Origin of the sequence: Limnohabitans sp. WS1 (assembly GCF_003063265.1) — a bacterium.
Taxonomy (GTDB): Bacteria; Pseudomonadota; Gammaproteobacteria; order Burkholderiales; family Burkholderiaceae_C; genus Limnohabitans_A.
Window position 1 is genome coordinate 117,162 of the sequence record NZ_NERU01000001.1, and the last position, 15,280, is coordinate 132,441.

18 protein-coding genes are annotated in these 15,280 nt (G+C 59.9%); 10 read left to right on the forward strand and 8 right to left on the reverse strand.

The window, feature by feature from the left end:
* The first annotated feature begins 82 nt into the window (after positions 1-82).
* The 6 genes from B9Z48_RS00460 (at position 83) to B9Z48_RS00485 (ending at position 5,128) form a co-directional block, all read left to right on the forward strand.
* Positions 83-625: a shikimate kinase gene (locus tag B9Z48_RS00460; RefSeq protein ID WP_089953421.1), complete on the forward strand. Its 543-nt coding sequence runs from the start codon at positions 83-85 to the stop codon at positions 623-625.
* A gap of 149 nt (positions 626-774) precedes the next feature.
* A complete protein-coding gene (locus B9Z48_RS00465; RefSeq protein ID WP_089953418.1) occupies positions 775-1,473 on the forward strand; it encodes a TetR/AcrR family transcriptional regulator in 699 nt (232 codons plus the stop codon).
* A gap of 44 nt (positions 1,474-1,517) precedes the next feature.
* Positions 1,518-3,329, forward strand: coding sequence for an acyl-CoA dehydrogenase C-terminal domain-containing protein (locus B9Z48_RS00470; RefSeq protein ID WP_108376814.1), 1,812 nt, complete (start codon positions 1,518-1,520; stop codon positions 3,327-3,329).
* 26 nt (positions 3,330-3,355) lie between these two features.
* Positions 3,356-3,799, forward strand: a complete 444-nt coding sequence (locus B9Z48_RS00475) for a DUF2147 domain-containing protein (protein ID WP_089953412.1) — start codon at positions 3,356-3,358, stop codon at positions 3,797-3,799.
* A 37-nt stretch (positions 3,800-3,836) separates the two neighbouring features.
* Positions 3,837-4,601: an enoyl-CoA hydratase gene (locus B9Z48_RS00480; RefSeq protein WP_108376815.1), complete on the forward strand. Its 765-nt coding sequence runs from the start codon at positions 3,837-3,839 to the stop codon at positions 4,599-4,601.
* Positions 4,602-4,645: 44 nt separating this feature from the next.
* Positions 4,646-5,128, forward strand: coding sequence for a thioesterase family protein (locus tag B9Z48_RS00485; protein WP_108376816.1), 483 nt, complete (start codon positions 4,646-4,648; stop codon positions 5,126-5,128).
* A gap of 15 nt (positions 5,129-5,143) precedes the next feature.
* Here B9Z48_RS00485 and B9Z48_RS00490 read toward each other — a convergent pair whose 3' ends face one another.
* Positions 5,144-5,554 carry an acyl-CoA thioesterase gene (locus B9Z48_RS00490; RefSeq protein WP_089953404.1) on the reverse strand — a complete coding sequence of 137 codons (411 nt, stop codon included), beginning with the start codon at positions 5,552-5,554 and terminating at the stop codon, positions 5,144-5,146.
* 40 nt (positions 5,555-5,594) lie between these two features.
* On the opposite strand from B9Z48_RS00490, the gene B9Z48_RS00495 reads away from it, so the two are divergent.
* Complete coding sequence (locus B9Z48_RS00495) at positions 5,595-7,439, forward strand: ABC transporter ATP-binding protein/permease (RefSeq protein WP_108376817.1); 1,845 nt, start codon at positions 5,595-5,597, stop codon at positions 7,437-7,439.
* Between the two features lie 190 nt (positions 7,440-7,629).
* Here B9Z48_RS00495 and B9Z48_RS00500 read toward each other — a convergent pair whose 3' ends face one another.
* The 6 genes from B9Z48_RS00500 to B9Z48_RS00525 form a co-directional block, all read right to left on the reverse strand.
* The gene (locus B9Z48_RS00500) at positions 7,630-8,733 is read right to left on the reverse strand and encodes a 2Fe-2S iron-sulfur cluster-binding protein (protein WP_108376818.1); all 1,104 of its coding nucleotides are present in this window, start codon (positions 8,731-8,733) and stop codon (positions 7,630-7,632) included.
* A gap of 24 nt (positions 8,734-8,757) precedes the next feature.
* Complete coding sequence (gene paaD / locus B9Z48_RS00505) at positions 8,758-9,294, reverse strand: 1,2-phenylacetyl-CoA epoxidase subunit PaaD (protein ID WP_108376819.1); 537 nt, start codon at positions 9,292-9,294, stop codon at positions 8,758-8,760.
* 20 nt (positions 9,295-9,314) lie between these two features.
* Complete coding sequence (gene paaC, locus B9Z48_RS00510; protein WP_108376820.1) at positions 9,315-10,127, reverse strand: 1,2-phenylacetyl-CoA epoxidase subunit PaaC; 813 nt, start codon at positions 10,125-10,127, stop codon at positions 9,315-9,317.
* Positions 10,128-10,172: 45 nt separating this feature from the next.
* On the reverse strand, positions 10,173-10,469 hold the full coding sequence (paaB, locus tag B9Z48_RS00515; protein ID WP_089953390.1) for a 1,2-phenylacetyl-CoA epoxidase subunit PaaB: 297 nt from the start codon (positions 10,467-10,469) through the stop codon (positions 10,173-10,175).
* Positions 10,466-11,497, reverse strand: coding sequence for a 1,2-phenylacetyl-CoA epoxidase subunit PaaA (paaA, locus tag B9Z48_RS00520; protein WP_108376821.1), 1,032 nt, complete (start codon positions 11,495-11,497; stop codon positions 10,466-10,468). The genes paaB and paaA overlap by 4 nt, the downstream gene beginning before the upstream one ends.
* 159 nt (positions 11,498-11,656) lie before the next feature.
* Positions 11,657-12,544 (reverse strand): 23S rRNA (adenine(2030)-N(6))-methyltransferase RlmJ, encoded by an 888-nt coding sequence (locus B9Z48_RS00525; protein ID WP_108376822.1) that lies wholly within the window; start codon positions 12,542-12,544, stop codon positions 11,657-11,659.
* Positions 12,545-12,741: 197 nt separating this feature from the next.
* On the opposite strand from B9Z48_RS00525, the gene rplM reads away from it, so the two are divergent.
* The 3 genes from rplM to erpA all read left to right on the forward strand — a co-directional run bounded on the left by rplM (position 12,742) and on the right by erpA (position 14,111).
* Positions 12,742-13,173 (forward strand): 50S ribosomal protein L13, encoded by a 432-nt coding sequence (gene rplM, locus B9Z48_RS00530; RefSeq protein WP_089953382.1) that lies wholly within the window; start codon positions 12,742-12,744, stop codon positions 13,171-13,173.
* An 11-nt stretch (positions 13,174-13,184) separates the two neighbouring features.
* The gene (gene rpsI / locus B9Z48_RS00535; protein WP_053172304.1) at positions 13,185-13,577 is read left to right on the forward strand and encodes a 30S ribosomal protein S9; all 393 of its coding nucleotides are present in this window, start codon (positions 13,185-13,187) and stop codon (positions 13,575-13,577) included.
* Between the two features lie 168 nt (positions 13,578-13,745).
* Positions 13,746-14,111 (forward strand): iron-sulfur cluster insertion protein ErpA, encoded by a 366-nt coding sequence (erpA, locus tag B9Z48_RS00540; protein WP_062402414.1) that lies wholly within the window; start codon positions 13,746-13,748, stop codon positions 14,109-14,111.
* Positions 14,112-14,143: 32 nt separating this feature from the next.
* Here the strand turns inward: erpA and B9Z48_RS00545 are convergent, their stop codons facing one another.
* Positions 14,144-15,280, reverse strand: a complete 1,137-nt coding sequence (locus B9Z48_RS00545) for an anhydro-N-acetylmuramic acid kinase (RefSeq protein WP_108376823.1) — start codon at positions 15,278-15,280, stop codon at positions 14,144-14,146.

A 15,280-nucleotide genomic window follows, 5' to 3' on the forward strand; every position in this document is an offset into this window, starting at 1 on the left:
CGTTGGAATACACTTCAGGTTTATTCAAGAGGCGCTGGCTGGAGACCCTTGGTCAGCCCTGACTATCCTGTGCGAGATTTCATTGAGCATCATCTTTGTGGGCCTTCCGGGCTCGGGTAAAACCACCATCGGTCGGCATCTGTCACGTCGACTGGGCGTGCCCTTCGTCGATTCCGACCATGTGATTGAGCACCGACTGGGGTGTTCAATTCGGGAGTATTTCGAACACCAGGGCGAGGACAGTTTTCGCGATGTCGAGCAACAAGTGATCGATGATTTGACGCTGTCTCATCAGGGGGTGATCGCAACCGGAGGCGGTGCGGTGTTGCGCGAAACCAATCGCCGTCATTTGCATGCGCGGGGTCATGTGATCTATTTGCGGTCCACACCTGAAGATGTCTACCGGCGTGTGCGCCACGATACAGGGCGGCCCTTGTTGCAAGTCGATGACCCGTTGAGCCGCCTGAGGGCGCTGTTTGAAGCCCGCGACCCGCTTTACCGAGAAACGGCGCATTTTGTCCTGGAGACTGGACGCCCCTCGGTGGCCACACTGGTCAACATGATCATCATGCAGTTGGAGTTGGCTGGGCATTTGCCTGCCTCTGGTCTGGACCCTCAAGCCTGACTCAGAGCGACGGATGTCAGACTTTTGAAGTGGGTCAGGCATTTGGGGTCCGGCTTTGGACGTCCCCCCATTGACCTTGGGTGAAACCTGATGTGGGGGACGGTTTTGAAAAATGGTGCAAAATAGAACGATCGTTCTTTTTATGCCCCATGACCGACCCCAAACACCCCCGCAAAACCACCCCTGCGCCCAGTGCAGAAACGGGCCGCCGCGTGCTGATCAAGGGCCAGCAAACCAAGACCGTGATCATTGATGCCGCTTTGGGTTTGGCCTCTCAAATTGGCCTGGAAGGATTGTCCATTGGTGCCGTGGCCGAAGTCACAGGCATGAGCAAATCGGGTGTGTTTGCGCATTTTGGCTCGCGTGAAGAGCTGCAAATTTCGGTGATTCGCGAATACCACGACCGTTTTGAGGCCGAAGTGTTTTACGCGGCCATGCAGCAGCCCCGTGGTGTGCCGCGGTTGCAGGCGCTTTTTGACAATTGGATGGTTCAGACCTCGGCTGAAATCGATTCGGGTTGCATTTACATCAGTGGAGCCGTGGAGTTTGACGACCGCACTGGGCCCGTGCGCGATGCCTTGGCCCGTTCGGTGGCCACATGGCAAACCGCCTTGCGCCGGGCTGTGGAGCTGGCACAAATTGAGGGACAGCTCAGCCGAGCGTCCGATGCCCATCAAATCGCTTTTGAAATCCACGGCCTGATTTTGGCCTTGCATTACGAGGCTCGTTTTTTGCGTGATCCCAGCGCATCAGAGAGAGCGCGACGTGGTTTTCTGCACATTTTGGACCGCTATGCGAGCAACGCGCAGGCGGCGTCAGATCCCCAAGACCTGGTGGTCAAGCCTTGAGTTTGACTGTTTAGACACTTCACCCTTTTCAATCAGGAATACCCATGCCCGTCTACAACCCCCCCCTGCGCGACATGCAGTTTGTCTTGCACGAATTGCTCAACGTGAGTGCCGAACTCAAGGCCTTGCCCAAGCACGCCGACACCGACGCCGACACCATCAACGCGGTGCTCGAAGAAGGCGGCAAATTCGCAGCCGAAGTTGTTTTTCCCTTGAACATTTCGGGCGACACCCAGGGCTGCCAGCTCAACCGCGACACACACGAGGTCAAAGCGCCCGACGGTTTCAAGGCCGCTTATGAGCAGTACGTGGCCGGTGGCTGGCCATCGCTGAGCTGCGATCCCGACTTCGGCGGCCAGGGCTTGCCCTTTGTGGTCAACCAGTGCTTTTACGAAATGCTCAACTCGTCCAACCAGGCTTGGACCATGTACCCGGGCTTGAGCCATGGCGCCTATGAGTGCCTGCACGCCCACGGCACGGACGAGCAAAAAGCCCTGTATTTGCCCAAGATGACCAGCGGCGAGTGGACTGGCACCATGTGCCTGACCGAGCCGCATTGCGGCACCGATCTGGGGATGTTGCGCACCAAGGCCGAGCCACAGGCCGATGGCACCTACAAGCTGAGCGGTCAAAAGATTTTCATCAGCGCAGGCGAGCACGACCTGGCCCCCAACATCGTGCACTTGGTGCTGGCCCGTTTGCCCGACGCGCCCCCCGGCAGCAAAGGCATCAGCCTGTTCATCGTGCCCAAGTTCAATGTGGCCGCCGACGGCAGCATGGGCGAGCGCAATGGCATTTACTGTGGTGGCCTGGAGCACAAGATGGGCATCCACGGCAATGCCACTTGCCAAATGGTTTTGGACGGCGCGGTGGGCACCCTGGTGGGCCAACCGAACAAAGGCCTGGCTGCGATGTTCGTGATGATGAACGCCGCCCGTCTGGGTGTGGGTAACCAGTCGCTGGGTCTGACCGAAGTGGCTTACCAAAACGCGCTGGCCTATGCCAAAGACCGCGTGCAAATGCGCTCGCTCACCGGCGTCAAAGCCCCCGGCAAACCTGCCGACCCGATCATCGTGCACCCCGATGTCCGCCGCATGCTGATGACGGCCAAGGCCTATGCCGAAGGTGGCCGTGCCCTGGCCTGCTACTGCGCTTTGCTGCTGGACAAAGAGATCAACCACCCCGATGAGGCCGTGCGTGCCGAGGCCGCCGAAGTCGTGGCCCTGCTCACACCCATCGTGAAAGCCTTCACCACCGACAACGCTTGGGAAGCCACATCGGCCTGCCAGCAGGTGTTTGGCGGCCACGGCTACATCAAGGAGTGGGGCATGGAGCAGTTTGTGCGCGACGCCCGCATCAACATGATCTACGAAGGCACCAACACCATCCAGTCGCTCGACTTGCTGGGCCGCAAAGTGTTGGGCAACCAGGGTGCCACACTCAAAAAGTTCGGCAAACTGGTCGAGCAACTGGTCAAGGCCGAAATGGCCAACGAAGCCATGGGCGAGTTCATCAAGCCGCTGGCCGATCTGGGCCAAAAGCTCACGCAACTCACCGGCGAAGTCGGCATGAAAGCCATGAGCAATGCCGACGAAGTGGGTGCTGCTGCGGTGGACTATTTGCGCGTGGTGGGCCACCTGGTGCTGGGTTACTTCTGGGCCCGTTCGGCGCAGATCGCGCTGGCCAAACTGGCCGAAGCCGAAGAAGAGGCGCAGCGGCCCGATCCGTTCTACCAGGCCAAATTGCAGACCGCGCGGTTTTACTTCACCCGCCTGATGCCCGAAACCTCGACACTGATGCGCCGCATCCGCGCGGGCAGCGATGTGTTGATGGACACCGACGCCGCGCTGGCCTGAGCCCACTTTCAAAAAGGGAGAACCCCATGATCAAAAGCGCATTGACCTTGAGCTTGGGCTTGCTGAGCCTGGCCGCCCACGCCCAAATGAGCCCGGTGGGCCTGTGGCGCAGCATCGACGACGAGAGCAAGCAGCCCAAAGCCGAAATTCGCATCAGCCAAAACGCAGCAGGGGGCTTGTCGGGCGTGGTCGAACGGTCGCTGCAAAACAACCCCAACACCGAGCCGAACTGCAACTTGTGCACCGATGACCGCAAAGACAAACCCAAAATCGGCATGGAAATCATCCGGGGCGGTCAACAAAGTGACGGCAAAGCGGTATGGGAGGGTGGGAAAATCCTCGATCCCGAGAACGGCAAAAACTACAGCCTGCGCCTGACCCCGATCGACGGCGGTAAAAAACTCGAAGTCCGGGGTTTCATCGGCGCGCCCATTTTGGGACGCACGCAAACCTGGATTCGGGTTCAGTGAACCGCCTCGCCCCATTCATTTGACCTCAAGGACCACCATGTCTGACATCCTGACCCACACCGACGCGGGGGTGATGACCATCACCTTCAACCGCCTGGACAAGAAAAACTCCATCACCTCGTCCATGTACGCGGCCATGGCCGACGCGGTGGCCCAAGCCGCTGCCGATCCCGCCGTTCGGGTCGTGGTGTTTCAGGGGCACGAGAGCATCTTCAGCGCGGGCAACGACATCGGCGACTTTTTGAACCAGCCGCCTTCCACACAAGAGTCGCCCGTATTCCGTTTCCTGCGAGGCATTGCCACCTTCGAAAAGCCACTGCTCGCCGCTGTGGCAGGGCCTGCCGTGGGCATCGGCACCACCATGTTGTTCCATTGCGACCTGGTCTATGCCGGTGACAACGCGGCGTTCTCCATGCCTTTTGTCAACTTGGGTCTGTGCCCTGAGGCGGCTTCGAGCTTTCTCGCGCCGCGCATGTTTGGCTACCACCGCGCCGCCGAAGCCTTGTTGATGGGCGAGCCCTTTTTTGCCGAAGCCGCGCAAGAGGTTGGTCTGGTCAACCGCGTGGTGCCACCCACCGAAGTCAACGGCTACGCGCAGGCGCAGGCCCGGAAGTTGGCCGCCAAGCCGCTCACTTCACTCATCGCCACCAAGCGCTTGATGAAGGGCGGCGATCAACAGGCCGTGCTGCAAAAGATGGACGAAGAAGGCCAAAGCTTTGGCCGCATGCTGCGTGAGCCCGCCGCCAAGGAGGCCTTTGGTGCGTTCATGGAAAAGCGCAAACCCGACTTTTCCAAACTTTGAAGGCTTGGGGCTGCTGAGCGCGGTTCTTCCCTAGAATCGCAGGCATGCCCCACCGTTCACCTGACCCCATCGTTCTGGAACCCGAGTACATCGAAGGTTTTCGCCAGATCTACGAAGAAAAAATCGTCTTCAACAAAACCTTGGGCTTGAAGCTCGTCAAGGTCACGCCAGACGGCGTGGAGGCCCGCATCGAGATGCGGCCTGAGTTGGTCGGGCACTTTGCCTACAACCGCATCCATGGCGGCGTCATCAGCGCGGTGCTCGACGCCATTGGCAGCGCGGCCGTCATGGCGGCGTTGGCGGCCAAACACATGGACGAGCCACCCGCCAAGCGTCTGGAGCGCTTTGCCAAGCTGGGCACCATCGACTTGCGGGTGGACTACCTGCGCCCAGGCATTGGCGAGCACTTCACCATCACCGCCAACGCCTTGCGTGTGGGCTCGCGGGTGGGTTCATCGCGCATGGAGTTTTGTGGGCCTGACTGCACCTTGATGTCCACGGGTGCTGCGGCTTACATCGTGTCCTGAGCGCCACAAGCCGAATCACTCCGCAGGCACGGGCCTGGGCTTGCCTTGGTCGTCCACTGCGACATAGGTCAGATTTGCTTCAGTGACCTTGATGTACTGGCCCTGCAACTGAAATCGTTCGGCAAACACCTCCACCTTGACGGTGACCGAGGTGCGGCCCACGCGCACGATGCGTGAGAAAAACGACAGGATGTCGCCCACCTTGACGGCCTGTTTGAAGATGAACTCGTTCACCGCCACGGTGACCATGCGCCCGCGTACACGCCGCGCGGGCAACACGGCTCCGGCCAAGTCGACCTGCGCCATGACCCAGCCGCCAAAAATATCGCCGCTCGCGTTGCAGTCGGCGGGCATGGGGATGACCTTGAGCACCAGCTCTTGGTCGGTGGGCAAAGACACGGTGTTGGGGCGTTGGGGTTCAGACATGGGCACAATCGGTGGTTATCGTTGAACTGGATTGTCCTTTATGCGCCACCACGGCGAACCTGCCGCCTCTGCTTCCCCCCATTCACCCCAGACCGGCTCAGCTTCCGGCAAGGCCGCTCAGCAGCCTGCCGGGGGCGACTGGAAAACCTTGTCGCGCCTTTTGCCCTATTTGTGGCAATACAAATGGCGCGTGGTCATTGCGCTCAGCCTCATGGTGTGCGCCAAGCTGGCCAATGTGAGCGTGCCCCTGCTGCTCAAGGAGCTGGTGGACGCCATGAGCCTCAAGCCCGGTGACCCTCAAGCGGTCTTGGTGGTACCGGTGGCCTTGTTGGTGGGGTACGGCGCTTTGCGCTTGCTGACATCCGCATTCACCGAATTGCGCGAGCTGGTGTTTGCCAAGGCCACACAAGGCGCTTCGCGCAGCATTGCCCTGCAGACTTTTGAGCATCTGCACGCTTTAAGCCTGCGTTTTCATTTGGCCAGGCAGACCGGAGGCATGACACGCGACATCGAGCGGGGCGTGCGCGGCATCGAGTCGTTGATTTCGTATTCGCTGTACAGCATCATCCCCACGCTGATCGAGGTGGGCTTGGTGCTGACCATTTTGGCGGTCAAGTTTGACGCCTGGTTCGCGGGCATCACCTTGGCAGCCTTGGCGTTTTATATTTTCTTCACCGTGCGCGTGACCGAGTGGCGCACGCAGTTTCGCAAGCAGGCCAACGAGTTCGACTCGGCCGCGCACACCCGCGCCATCGACTCGCTCCTGAACTACGAAACCGTCAAGTACTTTGGCAACGAGCGCTTTGAGGCGGGTCGTTACGACGAAAGCCTGGAGCGCCTGCGCCTGTCGCGCTTGAAGGCACAAACCTCTTTGTCGGTGCTCAACACCGGTCAGCAGCTCATCATCGCCTCGGCCCTGGTGGCCATGCTTTGGCGGGCCACTGAAGGGGTGGTGGCCGGGCGCATGACCTTGGGTGACCTGGTCATGATCAACGCCTTCATGATCCAGCTCTACATCCCGCTCAACTTTTTGGGTGTGCTGTACCGCGAGATCAAACAAAGCCTGACCGATCTGGACAAGATGTTTGTGCTGATGGACCGTGAGCGCGAAGTGGCCGATGCGCCCGCTGCGCCTGCGCTGGCTTTGCAGGGTGCGCCCGATGTGGTGTTTGACCGCGTGTCTTTTGCCTACGAAAGCGACCGCCCGATCCTGAAAGACATCAGCTTCACCATCCCGGCTGGCAAAACGGTGGCAGTAGTCGGGCCTTCGGGTTCGGGCAAGTCCACGCTCGCGCGTTTGATGTTCCGCTTTTACGACGTGCAGAAAGGCTTCATTCGCATTGCCGGGCAGGACATCCGGCAGGTCACCCAAAACAGTGTGCGCCAAGCCTTGGGCATCGTGCCGCAAGACACGGTGCTGTTCAACGACAGCGTGGCTTACAACATCGCCTATGGCCGCCCGGGGGCGAGTCAGGCCGAGATCGAGGGTGCGGCGCGTTCGGCCCGCATCCACGACTTCATCGCCTCCACGCCCAAGGGTTACCAAACTTCGGTGGGCGAGCGGGGGCTGAAATTGTCGGGTGGCGAAAAGCAACGCGTGGCCATTGCCCGCACCTTGCTCAAGGACCCGCCGATATTGGTGTTTGACGAAGCCACTTCGGCGCTGGACTCCGCCAATGAACGTGCGATCCAATCCGAGCTGGCCAATGTGGCGCAAAACAAGACCACCTTGGTGATTGCCCACCGCTTGTCCACGGTGGTGGACGCACACGAGATTTTGGTGATGGATGCGGGCCAGATCATTGAGCGCGGCAACCATGCCGAGCTGCTGGCCCAACAAGGCCGCTACGCCAGCATGTGGGCGATGCAGCAATCGGGCGAGTGAACCCGGGTTCTCCTGTAGGTCGGACCTTCAGGTCCGACGTTGTGCACCACCACCTCTTGAAAATGTCGCTGCGCGAAAAGATGGCCGTGCGACCCTAAAGGCCCGACCTACGAGGGATGGTTTCGCAGGGCCTTCAGGTCCGACAAGCAACGTTTTGCGCAGCGACCATGGCGGGCGTGCTGCGCGGATTTCAGCGTTCGTCGAAACTGATCACCACGCGTTCGCTGGTGGGGCGGGCTTGGCAAGACAGGATGAAGCCTTGTTCGACTTCGGGCTTTTCGAGGGTGAAGTTCTTCTCCATCTCGGTCGTGCCTTCCATGACCTTGCAGCGGCAGGTGCAGCACACCCCGGCTTTGCACGAATAGGGCAGGTCCAGGCCCAGCGACAAGGCGATGTCCAGGATCTTCTCGTTGCGGTTCATCGGCATGTTGTAGGGCTTGCCGTCCAGCACCACGGTGAGTTGAACTTCGCCTTGTTCACGGGTGGCGGGGTGGCCCAATACGGCTTTGGCGCGGACCTCGGGGGCCAGGGCATCCAGCGTGGGTGAGCTGAATCGCTCGGTGCGGATGCGCTCGGCTTTGACACCAGCCGTCAGGAGTGCCTGCTCAGTGGCTTCGATCATGGCTTCCGGGCCGCACACAAACACCTCGTCCATGCTGCCCACAGGCAAGAAGGCGTCGATGATGGCCTGCACCTTGGCCGCGTCGATGCGCCCTTCCAGCAAAGGCACTTCTTGTGCCTGGCGCGAGAGCACATGGATCAAGGTCAGACGCGAGGGATAGCGGTCCTTCAGGTCTTGCAGCGCTTCGTTGAACATCACACTGTCCATGCGGCGGTTGCCATAGACCAAGGTGAACTTGCTCTCGGGTTGGTCTTCCAGGGTGCTGGCCAGGATGGACAGGATGGGCGTGATGCCCGAGCCTGCTGCAAAGCCCACGCGGTGAATGGCGCGGGGGCGCTGCACCACAAAACGGCCATCGGGCGGCATCACGCGCAAGGTGTCGCCTGCTTGGAGTTGGGTGGCGGCCCAGTTGGAGAACACGCCGCCTTCCACGGGGCGAATGCCCACTTCGAGCACGCCGTTCTTTTGCAGCTGGCTGCGGGCCGAGCTGATGGAGTAACTGCGGCGCACATCCGCGCCGTTGATGTCCGCACGCAAGGTCAGAAACTGGCCCGGCTGGAAGTCGAAGCTGCTGCGCAGATCGGCCGGCACGTTCAGCGTGATCGCCACGGCACCAGCCGCTTCGGGTGAAATGCGTGCGATCGGGAGGTCATGAAATCGGGGTGCGGACATGGTGCTTCAGGGCGGCAAGGCCGCTCAGTAAGGTTTGAAGTAATCGAAGGGCTCCATGCAAGCCAGGCACCGGTAAAGGGCCTTGCAGGCGGTCGAGCCGAAATGGGAGGTTTCGGTGGTGTTGGCCGAGCCGCATTGCGGGCAGTTCACCACCTCGGGCTTGGCCCCACGGGCTGCAAACTGCACCACGTTGGCCGTGCCCGAACCCGCGCTGCTGCAGGCGTGCGGCGGGGCGATGCCATAGGCGCGCAGTTTGTCTTTGGCGGCGTCGGTCATCCAGTCGGTGGTCCAAGCTGGGGCCAGTTGCGTGACCACGCGGCCTTGCAGGCCGTGGGCCTGCAACAGGGCTTTCACATCGTCCTCGATCTGGCCCATGGCCGGGCAACCGCTGTAGGTGGGCGTGATGACCACCTCCAGCCCGGCATCCCCTGCACGCACATCGCGCAAGATGCCCAGTTCGCGCAAAGTGACCACCGGAATTTCCGGGTCGGTCAAGGCGTCGAGCAGGGCCCAGGCGCGGGCCATATCGGCGGTGCTGGGCTGAGAAGTGAGGGTGGACATGGCTTGGCTTGGCTTGGGGATTACCAGGTGGCTTGAGGATGGGCGCGGGCCAGGCTTTGCATTTCGGCCAACACAAAACCCAGGTGCTCGGAATGGAGGCCTTGTTTGCCTGTGGGCACAAAACCGCCATCGGCCGGGCGCTTCAGGGTGGCCTCTTGCAGGGCCTCATTCACGATCTGGTTCCAGTCGTTTTGCAAGGCGGCCATGTCGATGCCCGTGCCGTTGGCCAGCGCGGCGGCTTCATGCGGGCTGCTGGCCCAAAACTCCTGGGTGTAGGGCATCAGCTGGTCGAGGGCCATTTGCGCTTTGGCATGGGACTCGTCAGTGCCGTCGCCCAGACGCACCAGCCAGTCGCGTGAATGGCGCAGGTGGTAACGCACTTCCTTGAGTGACTTGGCGGCAATCGCGGCCAGTTGTGTGTCTTTGGAGTTTTGCAGCTGGTCCCAGACCAGCACCATCAGGCTGCTGTACAAAAAATTGCGCGCCATGGTCATGGCGAAATCGCGGTCGCCTTGGGCCGTGGCCGACATCAAGGGCATGTGCGGCAATTCGCACAAGGTGTAGTTCTTGAAGTCGGGCACGTCGCGGAAATACGCCAGCGTGTCTTCGGTGGCGCCGCCGCCTTGCAGCTCGGCCGCGTGCTGGTAAAGCATGCGGGCTTGGCCCACCAGGTCCAGGCTGTTGTTGGACAGCGCGATGTCTTCTTCGAGGATGGGGCCGTGGCCACACCATTCGGCGTTGCGCTGTCCGAGGATCAGCGCGTTGTCGGCCAGGTGCAGCAGGTAATCGACCGGCGCGTTGAGCGCGGCCGTTGGGGAGTTGGGCGTGTTCATAAGGGTGTTGGGTGCGTGACGCTCAACGCTGAGCGCCGAACGGCTTTACATGTGGCCGACTTCTTCTGGAATCGCGTAGAAAGTGGGGTGGCGGTAGACCTTGTCGCTGGCCGGATCGAAGAATTCGGGCTTGTCATTGGGCTCGCTCGCCGAAATATTGGCCGAGGGCACGACCCAGATGCTCACGCCTTCCTGGCGGCGGGTGTAGACATCGCGTGCCATTTGCAAAGCGTGCTCTGAATCGGATGCGTGCAGGCTGCCGCAATGCTTGTGTTCCAGGCCTTGCTTGGAGCGGACAAAAACCTCCCACAGAGGCCATTCTTTCAATGCGGCGGTGCTCATGCTGCTTCCTTCATCTGACGTTGCTGTTGTTTCTTGGCGTGGGCCAGGGCCGCTTCGCGCACCCAGGCGCCGTCGTTCCAGGCCTTGACGCGAGCACCCAGGCGCTCTTTGTTGCAGGGGCCGTTGCCGTTGACGGTGGCCCAAAATTCATCCCAGTCGATCTGGCCGTAGTCGTGCGCTTGGCGGGCTTCGTTCCACTTCAAATCTGGGTCGGGCAGGGTCACGCCCAGCACCTTGGCTTGGGGCACGGTGGCGTCCACAAACTTTTGGCGCAGGTCGTCGTTGCTGATGCGTTTGATGCCCCAGCGCATGCCTTGTGCGCTGTTGGGGCTGTCGGCGTCGGGCGGGCCAAACATGGCCAAGCATTTCCACCACCAGCGGTTCACGGCGTCTTGCACCATGGCTTTTTGCTCGGCAGTGCCTTGCATCATCACCAGCAAGGCTTCGTAGCCTTGGCGCTGGTGGAAGCTTTCTTCTTTGCACACGCGCACCATGGCGCGGGCATAAGGGCCATAAGAGCAGCGGCACAGAGGCACCTGGTTCATGATGGCCGCGCCATCGACCAGCCAGCCGACCACGCCCACATCGGCCCAGTTGAGCGTGGGGTAGTTGAAGATGGAGCTGTATTTGGCCTTGCCGCTGTGCAGGGCGTCGAGCATTTGGTCACGGCTGGTGCCCAGGGTCTCGGCAGCGCTGTACAGGTACAGGCCGTGACCGCCTTCGTCTTGCACTTTGGCGATCAGGATGGCTTTGCGCTTCAAGCTGGGGGCGCGGCTGATCCAGTTGCCTTCGGGCAGCATGCCGACGATTTCGCTGTGGGCGTGCTGGCTGATTTGGCGCACCAGGGTCTTGCGGTAGGCCTCGGGCATCCACTCGCGGGGCTCGATGCGGCCATCGGCGTCGATGCGGGCGTCAAAGGCGGCTTGCAGGGCTGCGTCTTGAGCGCTCAGGGCTTTGGGGACGGCCTTCAGGCCGGTTGATTTGGCTTCCTCGGATGAGTCCGGGACGCTGAAAGATTGCGTGTACATGGGCTTCTCCCGCGCCAAACAGGATGGGATGATCGAGGCGCGGATGCCAGTATACCAATTAACCGACCGTTCGGTCGGTTAATTTGAATCCTTCATCATCAGGGTTTGCACTTATTTTTTGCGTTGAGCACTGAACTCAGCACACGTCACGCTGAACGCTCAAGACGACTCCACAGCCCAATTTTTGCCAGACCCACGCGCCAAGGCTGGGCCGACCACATCCAAAGCCTTGCGGATCTGGTCTTTGAGGGTGAAGGGTGGGTTGATGACGAACATGCCACTGGCCACCAGGCCGCCCTCATCGCCTGGCCCCCGACCAATCGCTAACGTGGCATTGAGCCAAGGCTTTTGCGACTGATTCGACAAAGTGCGCAGGCGTTTGGGCAGGTCGTGCGCCTCTGGGCGCGGAATGATCGGGTACCAAACCAAATAAGTGCCTGTGGAAAAGCGCTTGAGGTATTCCTGGATGACACTGGCGACCTTGCTGTAATCCGACTTGATCTCGTAGCTCGGGTCGATCAACACCATGGCCCGCTTGGAGCCTGTGGCCGATGGCGGTGGCGGTAGCAGCTTTTTGAGGGCCTCAAAGCCGTCTTCGCGGCTCACCGTGACCGTGCGTCCGGCTTCGAGCTGGGCGATGTTGGACATCAGGGCTTTGCTGTCGGTGGGGTGCAACTCGAACAGCCGCAAGCGGTCGCGCGATGCGTGGCGCATCAGGCGTTGCATCAAAAAGGGCGAGCCGGGGTAGATCTTGGCTTGCCCGTTGGGGTTGAAGCTGGCGATCTGTTCAAGGTAGTCTTGAACGGGCTCGGGCAGACTGTCGAGCTTTTCTGCTGCGGCCAGTAGTTTGAAGAGGCCGTCCTCGGCTTCGGCACCTTTTTGCGAATAATCACCGTCCAGGCGGTACAAACCGGCCCCAGCGTGGGTGTCAATGAGGGTGATGCCGGCCTCTTTTTGCATGAGGTGGCGCATGGTGGCAAGCAAGGTGATGTGTTTGAGCACATCGGCATGGTTGCCTGCGTGGAAAGCGTGTCGGTAACTGAACATGCGTCGATGGTAACCAATAACGCCCGCAAGTCCTTGATTTTTCGTATAATAGAAGGCTTCGCAGCGATTTTGTGGCCCCGCGGCGAAGACGCCCAGACCTGAAAAGGTCCAAGCAATCTCCCACCTAAGAGGTTCCCAACAGAGGAACACCGACCGTGGAAAAGGGCCCGACAAACCTTTCTTCAAAGAGAAAACTCATGACAACTACTTTCAGCGCCAAACCCGCTGAGGTCGTGCACGAGTGGTTTGTGATTGACGCGACCGACAAGGTCCTCGGACGAGTAGCCAGCGAAGTTGCTCTCCGTTTGCGCGGCAAACACAAGGCCATTTACACGCCTCACGTCGACACCGGTGACTTCATCGTCATCATCAATGCTGCCCAGCTCAAAGTGACGGGCACCAAGACCATCGACAAAGTGTATTACCGTCACTCGGGCTATCCCGGCGGTATCACTGCAACCAACTTCCGCGACATGCAAGCCAAGCACCCTGGCCGCGCACTCGAGAAGGCTGTCAAGGGCATGCTGCCCAAGGGCCCACTCGGTTACGCCATGATCAAGAAACTCAAGGTGTATGGCGGCGCTGAGCATCCACACACCGCCCAACAGCCTAAAGTGCTGGACATCTAAGGAGCCTTGAGATGATTGGTGAATGGAACAATGGCACAGGCCGTCGCAAATCCAGCGTCGCCCGCGTGTTTCTGAAAAAAGGCACTGGCAAGATCACGGTCAACGGCAAGGACATCCAAGCCTACTTTGGCCGCGAGACTTCGATCATGATCGCCAAGCAACCCCTCATGTTGACCAACCATGCCGAAACTTTCGACATCATGATCAACGTGCACGGCGGTGGCGAATCCGGTCAAGCCGGCGCATCGCGCCACGGCATCACCCGCGCCCTGATTGACTACGACGCTTCGCTCAAGCCTATGCTGAGCCAAGCTGGTTTTGTCACTCGCGATGCCCGTGAAGTCGAACGTAAAAAGGTCGGCTTGCACTCCGCTCGTCGCCGCAAGCAGTTCTCCAAGCGTTAATCTGCTTTGCCTGTTTGGCCAAAAAGCCGCTCCGGTTCGCCGCAGCGGCTTTTTGTTTGGCCGCTTGAGATTGGAAAAGCCCATGAGCCCAGTAGCGTTACTGGATTGGCTGAGCGGTAATTCCCGACCAGCGCGCTATACTATTTGGCATTGAACCGGAGAAACCCCATGAGCGCTCTTGCTGAAAATATCCAGACCGAAATGCCCGAACCGATTGTCTTCACCGACAGCGCGGCCGCCAAAGTGGCCGACCTGATTGCCGAAGAGGGCAACCCTGATTTGAAGCTGCGCGTGTTTGTGCAAGGCGGTGGCTGCTCGGGCTTTCAGTACGGTTTTACCTTCGACGAAATCACCAACGAAGACGACACCACCATGAGCAAAAATGGCGTGTCGCTGTTAATCGACGCGATGAGCTACCAGTACCTGATTGGCGCCGAAATCGACTACAAAGAAGACCTGCAAGGTGCGCAGTTCGTCATTAAAAACCCGAACGCCACATCGACTTGCGGCTGCGGCTCTTCTTTCTCGACCTGATCTTCAGCCAGGGTCAGTGGGCTGACCCTCAATCAACGGGGGTAAATGGCCCCCAAAACACGGGCGCCTCGGGCGCCCGTGACGCTTGGCAGGCTGGAAGTTTCGCGCCGTACCGTTTTGAACGCGAGCCAAGCAAAAGCGGCAGCTTCCACTTGCAAAGGGGGTAAGCCCCGAACTTGGCTGTTGGTCACCTGAAGACCCGGCAGATGATGGGCCAAACGGCGCATGAGTTGCTCGTTCAAAGCCCCGCCGCCACACACAATCAGCTCTCGGGCCAAAGGAGCCTGATGCTGAATGTCATGGGCACAGGCCATGGCCGTGAATTCGGTCAAGGTGGCTTGAATGTCCTGAGCCCTGTAGCCGTCGATGGGCAAGCGTGTTTTCAACCAAGCCGGGTTAAACAGGTCTCGACCTGTGCTTTTCGGGGGCAAGCGTTGTAAAAAGGGTTCAGCCATCAAGGTGGCCAACAAATCAGGGTTCACAATTCCCGTGGCCGACCAAGCACCCTTGTGGTCAAAGGATGCGCCTGTGTGGATGGAACACCAGTAATCCATGAGTGCATTTCCCGGTCCACAGTCCCAGCCGAGAACAGACCCATCAGGATGAAGCACACTCAAGTTGGCAATGCCGCCGATGTTGAGCACGGCGACCGTGGTGTCACTTTGTCCAAAAACACCGTGGTGAAAAGCTGGAACCAAGGGGGCTCCTTGACCGCCCGCTGAAAGATCCCGGTTGCGAAAATCGCAGACCACGTCCATGCCCGTGAGTTCGGCGAGCAAAGAAGGGTTGATCAGCTGAATGGTGTAGCCCACCGCGGCTTGTTGCGTTGCCGGATCACCATCGAACTCGAGAGGTCTGTGGCGCACAGTTTGTCCGTGTGCACCCAAAGCTGTGATGTCACTGGGTGTGAGTTGTGCCTGGGCGAGCAAATCATGGGCCACTTGAGCGTAATGGCGCGAAATACCATTGCCTGCGAGCGCAGCTCGGTGAAGTTCATCAGGACCGCTTTCATTGAGTTGCATCAAGAGGTCTCGGAAAGCAGGCGCAAATGGCACAAAAGAATGGGCCAGCACACGCAGTTGACCCGATGGCTCAATCTGGGCTGCTACACCATCCACACCGTCCAGAGATGTACCGGACATCATGCCCATGAAAATGGCTGGGATCAT

What these genes read in the sequence shown, in the direction of transcription:
- B9Z48_RS00465 (WP_089953418.1), top strand. Translation starts at nt 775, where the DNA reads ATGACCGACCCCAAACACCCCCGCAAAACCACCCCTGCGCCCAGTGCA.
- B9Z48_RS00470 (WP_108376814.1), top strand. Translation starts at nt 1,518, where the DNA reads ATGCCCGTCTACAACCCCCCCCTGCGCGACATGCAGTTTGTCTTGCAC.
- B9Z48_RS00475 (WP_089953412.1), top strand. Translation starts at nt 3,356, where the DNA reads ATGATCAAAAGCGCATTGACCTTGAGCTTGGGCTTGCTGAGCCTGGCC.
- B9Z48_RS00480 (WP_108376815.1), top strand. Translation starts at nt 3,837, where the DNA reads ATGTCTGACATCCTGACCCACACCGACGCGGGGGTGATGACCATCACC.
- B9Z48_RS00485 (WP_108376816.1), top strand. Translation starts at nt 4,646, where the DNA reads ATGCCCCACCGTTCACCTGACCCCATCGTTCTGGAACCCGAGTACATC.
- B9Z48_RS00490 (WP_089953404.1), bottom strand. Translation starts at nt 5,554, where the DNA reads ATGTCTGAACCCCAACGCCCCAACACCGTGTCTTTGCCCACCGACCAA.
- B9Z48_RS00495 (WP_108376817.1), top strand. Translation starts at nt 5,595, where the DNA reads ATGCGCCACCACGGCGAACCTGCCGCCTCTGCTTCCCCCCATTCACCC.
- B9Z48_RS00500 (WP_108376818.1), bottom strand. Translation starts at nt 8,733, where the DNA reads ATGTCCGCACCCCGATTTCATGACCTCCCGATCGCACGCATTTCACCC.
- paaD (WP_108376819.1), bottom strand. Translation starts at nt 9,294, where the DNA reads ATGTCCACCCTCACTTCTCAGCCCAGCACCGCCGATATGGCCCGCGCC.
- paaC (WP_108376820.1), bottom strand. Translation starts at nt 10,127, where the DNA reads ATGAACACGCCCAACTCCCCAACGGCCGCGCTCAACGCGCCGGTCGAT.
- paaB (WP_089953390.1), bottom strand. Translation starts at nt 10,469, where the DNA reads ATGAGCACCGCCGCATTGAAAGAATGGCCTCTGTGGGAGGTTTTTGTC.
- paaA (WP_108376821.1), bottom strand. Translation starts at nt 11,497, where the DNA reads ATGTACACGCAATCTTTCAGCGTCCCGGACTCATCCGAGGAAGCCAAA.
- B9Z48_RS00525 (WP_108376822.1), bottom strand. Translation starts at nt 12,544, where the DNA reads ATGTTCAGTTACCGACACGCTTTCCACGCAGGCAACCATGCCGATGTG.
- rplM (WP_089953382.1), top strand. Translation starts at nt 12,742, where the DNA reads ATGACAACTACTTTCAGCGCCAAACCCGCTGAGGTCGTGCACGAGTGG.
- rpsI (WP_053172304.1), top strand. Translation starts at nt 13,185, where the DNA reads ATGATTGGTGAATGGAACAATGGCACAGGCCGTCGCAAATCCAGCGTC.
- erpA (WP_062402414.1), top strand. Translation starts at nt 13,746, where the DNA reads ATGAGCGCTCTTGCTGAAAATATCCAGACCGAAATGCCCGAACCGATT.
- B9Z48_RS00545 (WP_108376823.1), bottom strand. Translation starts at nt 15,280, where the DNA reads ATGATCCCAGCCATTTTCATGGGCATGATGTCCGGTACATCTCTGGAC.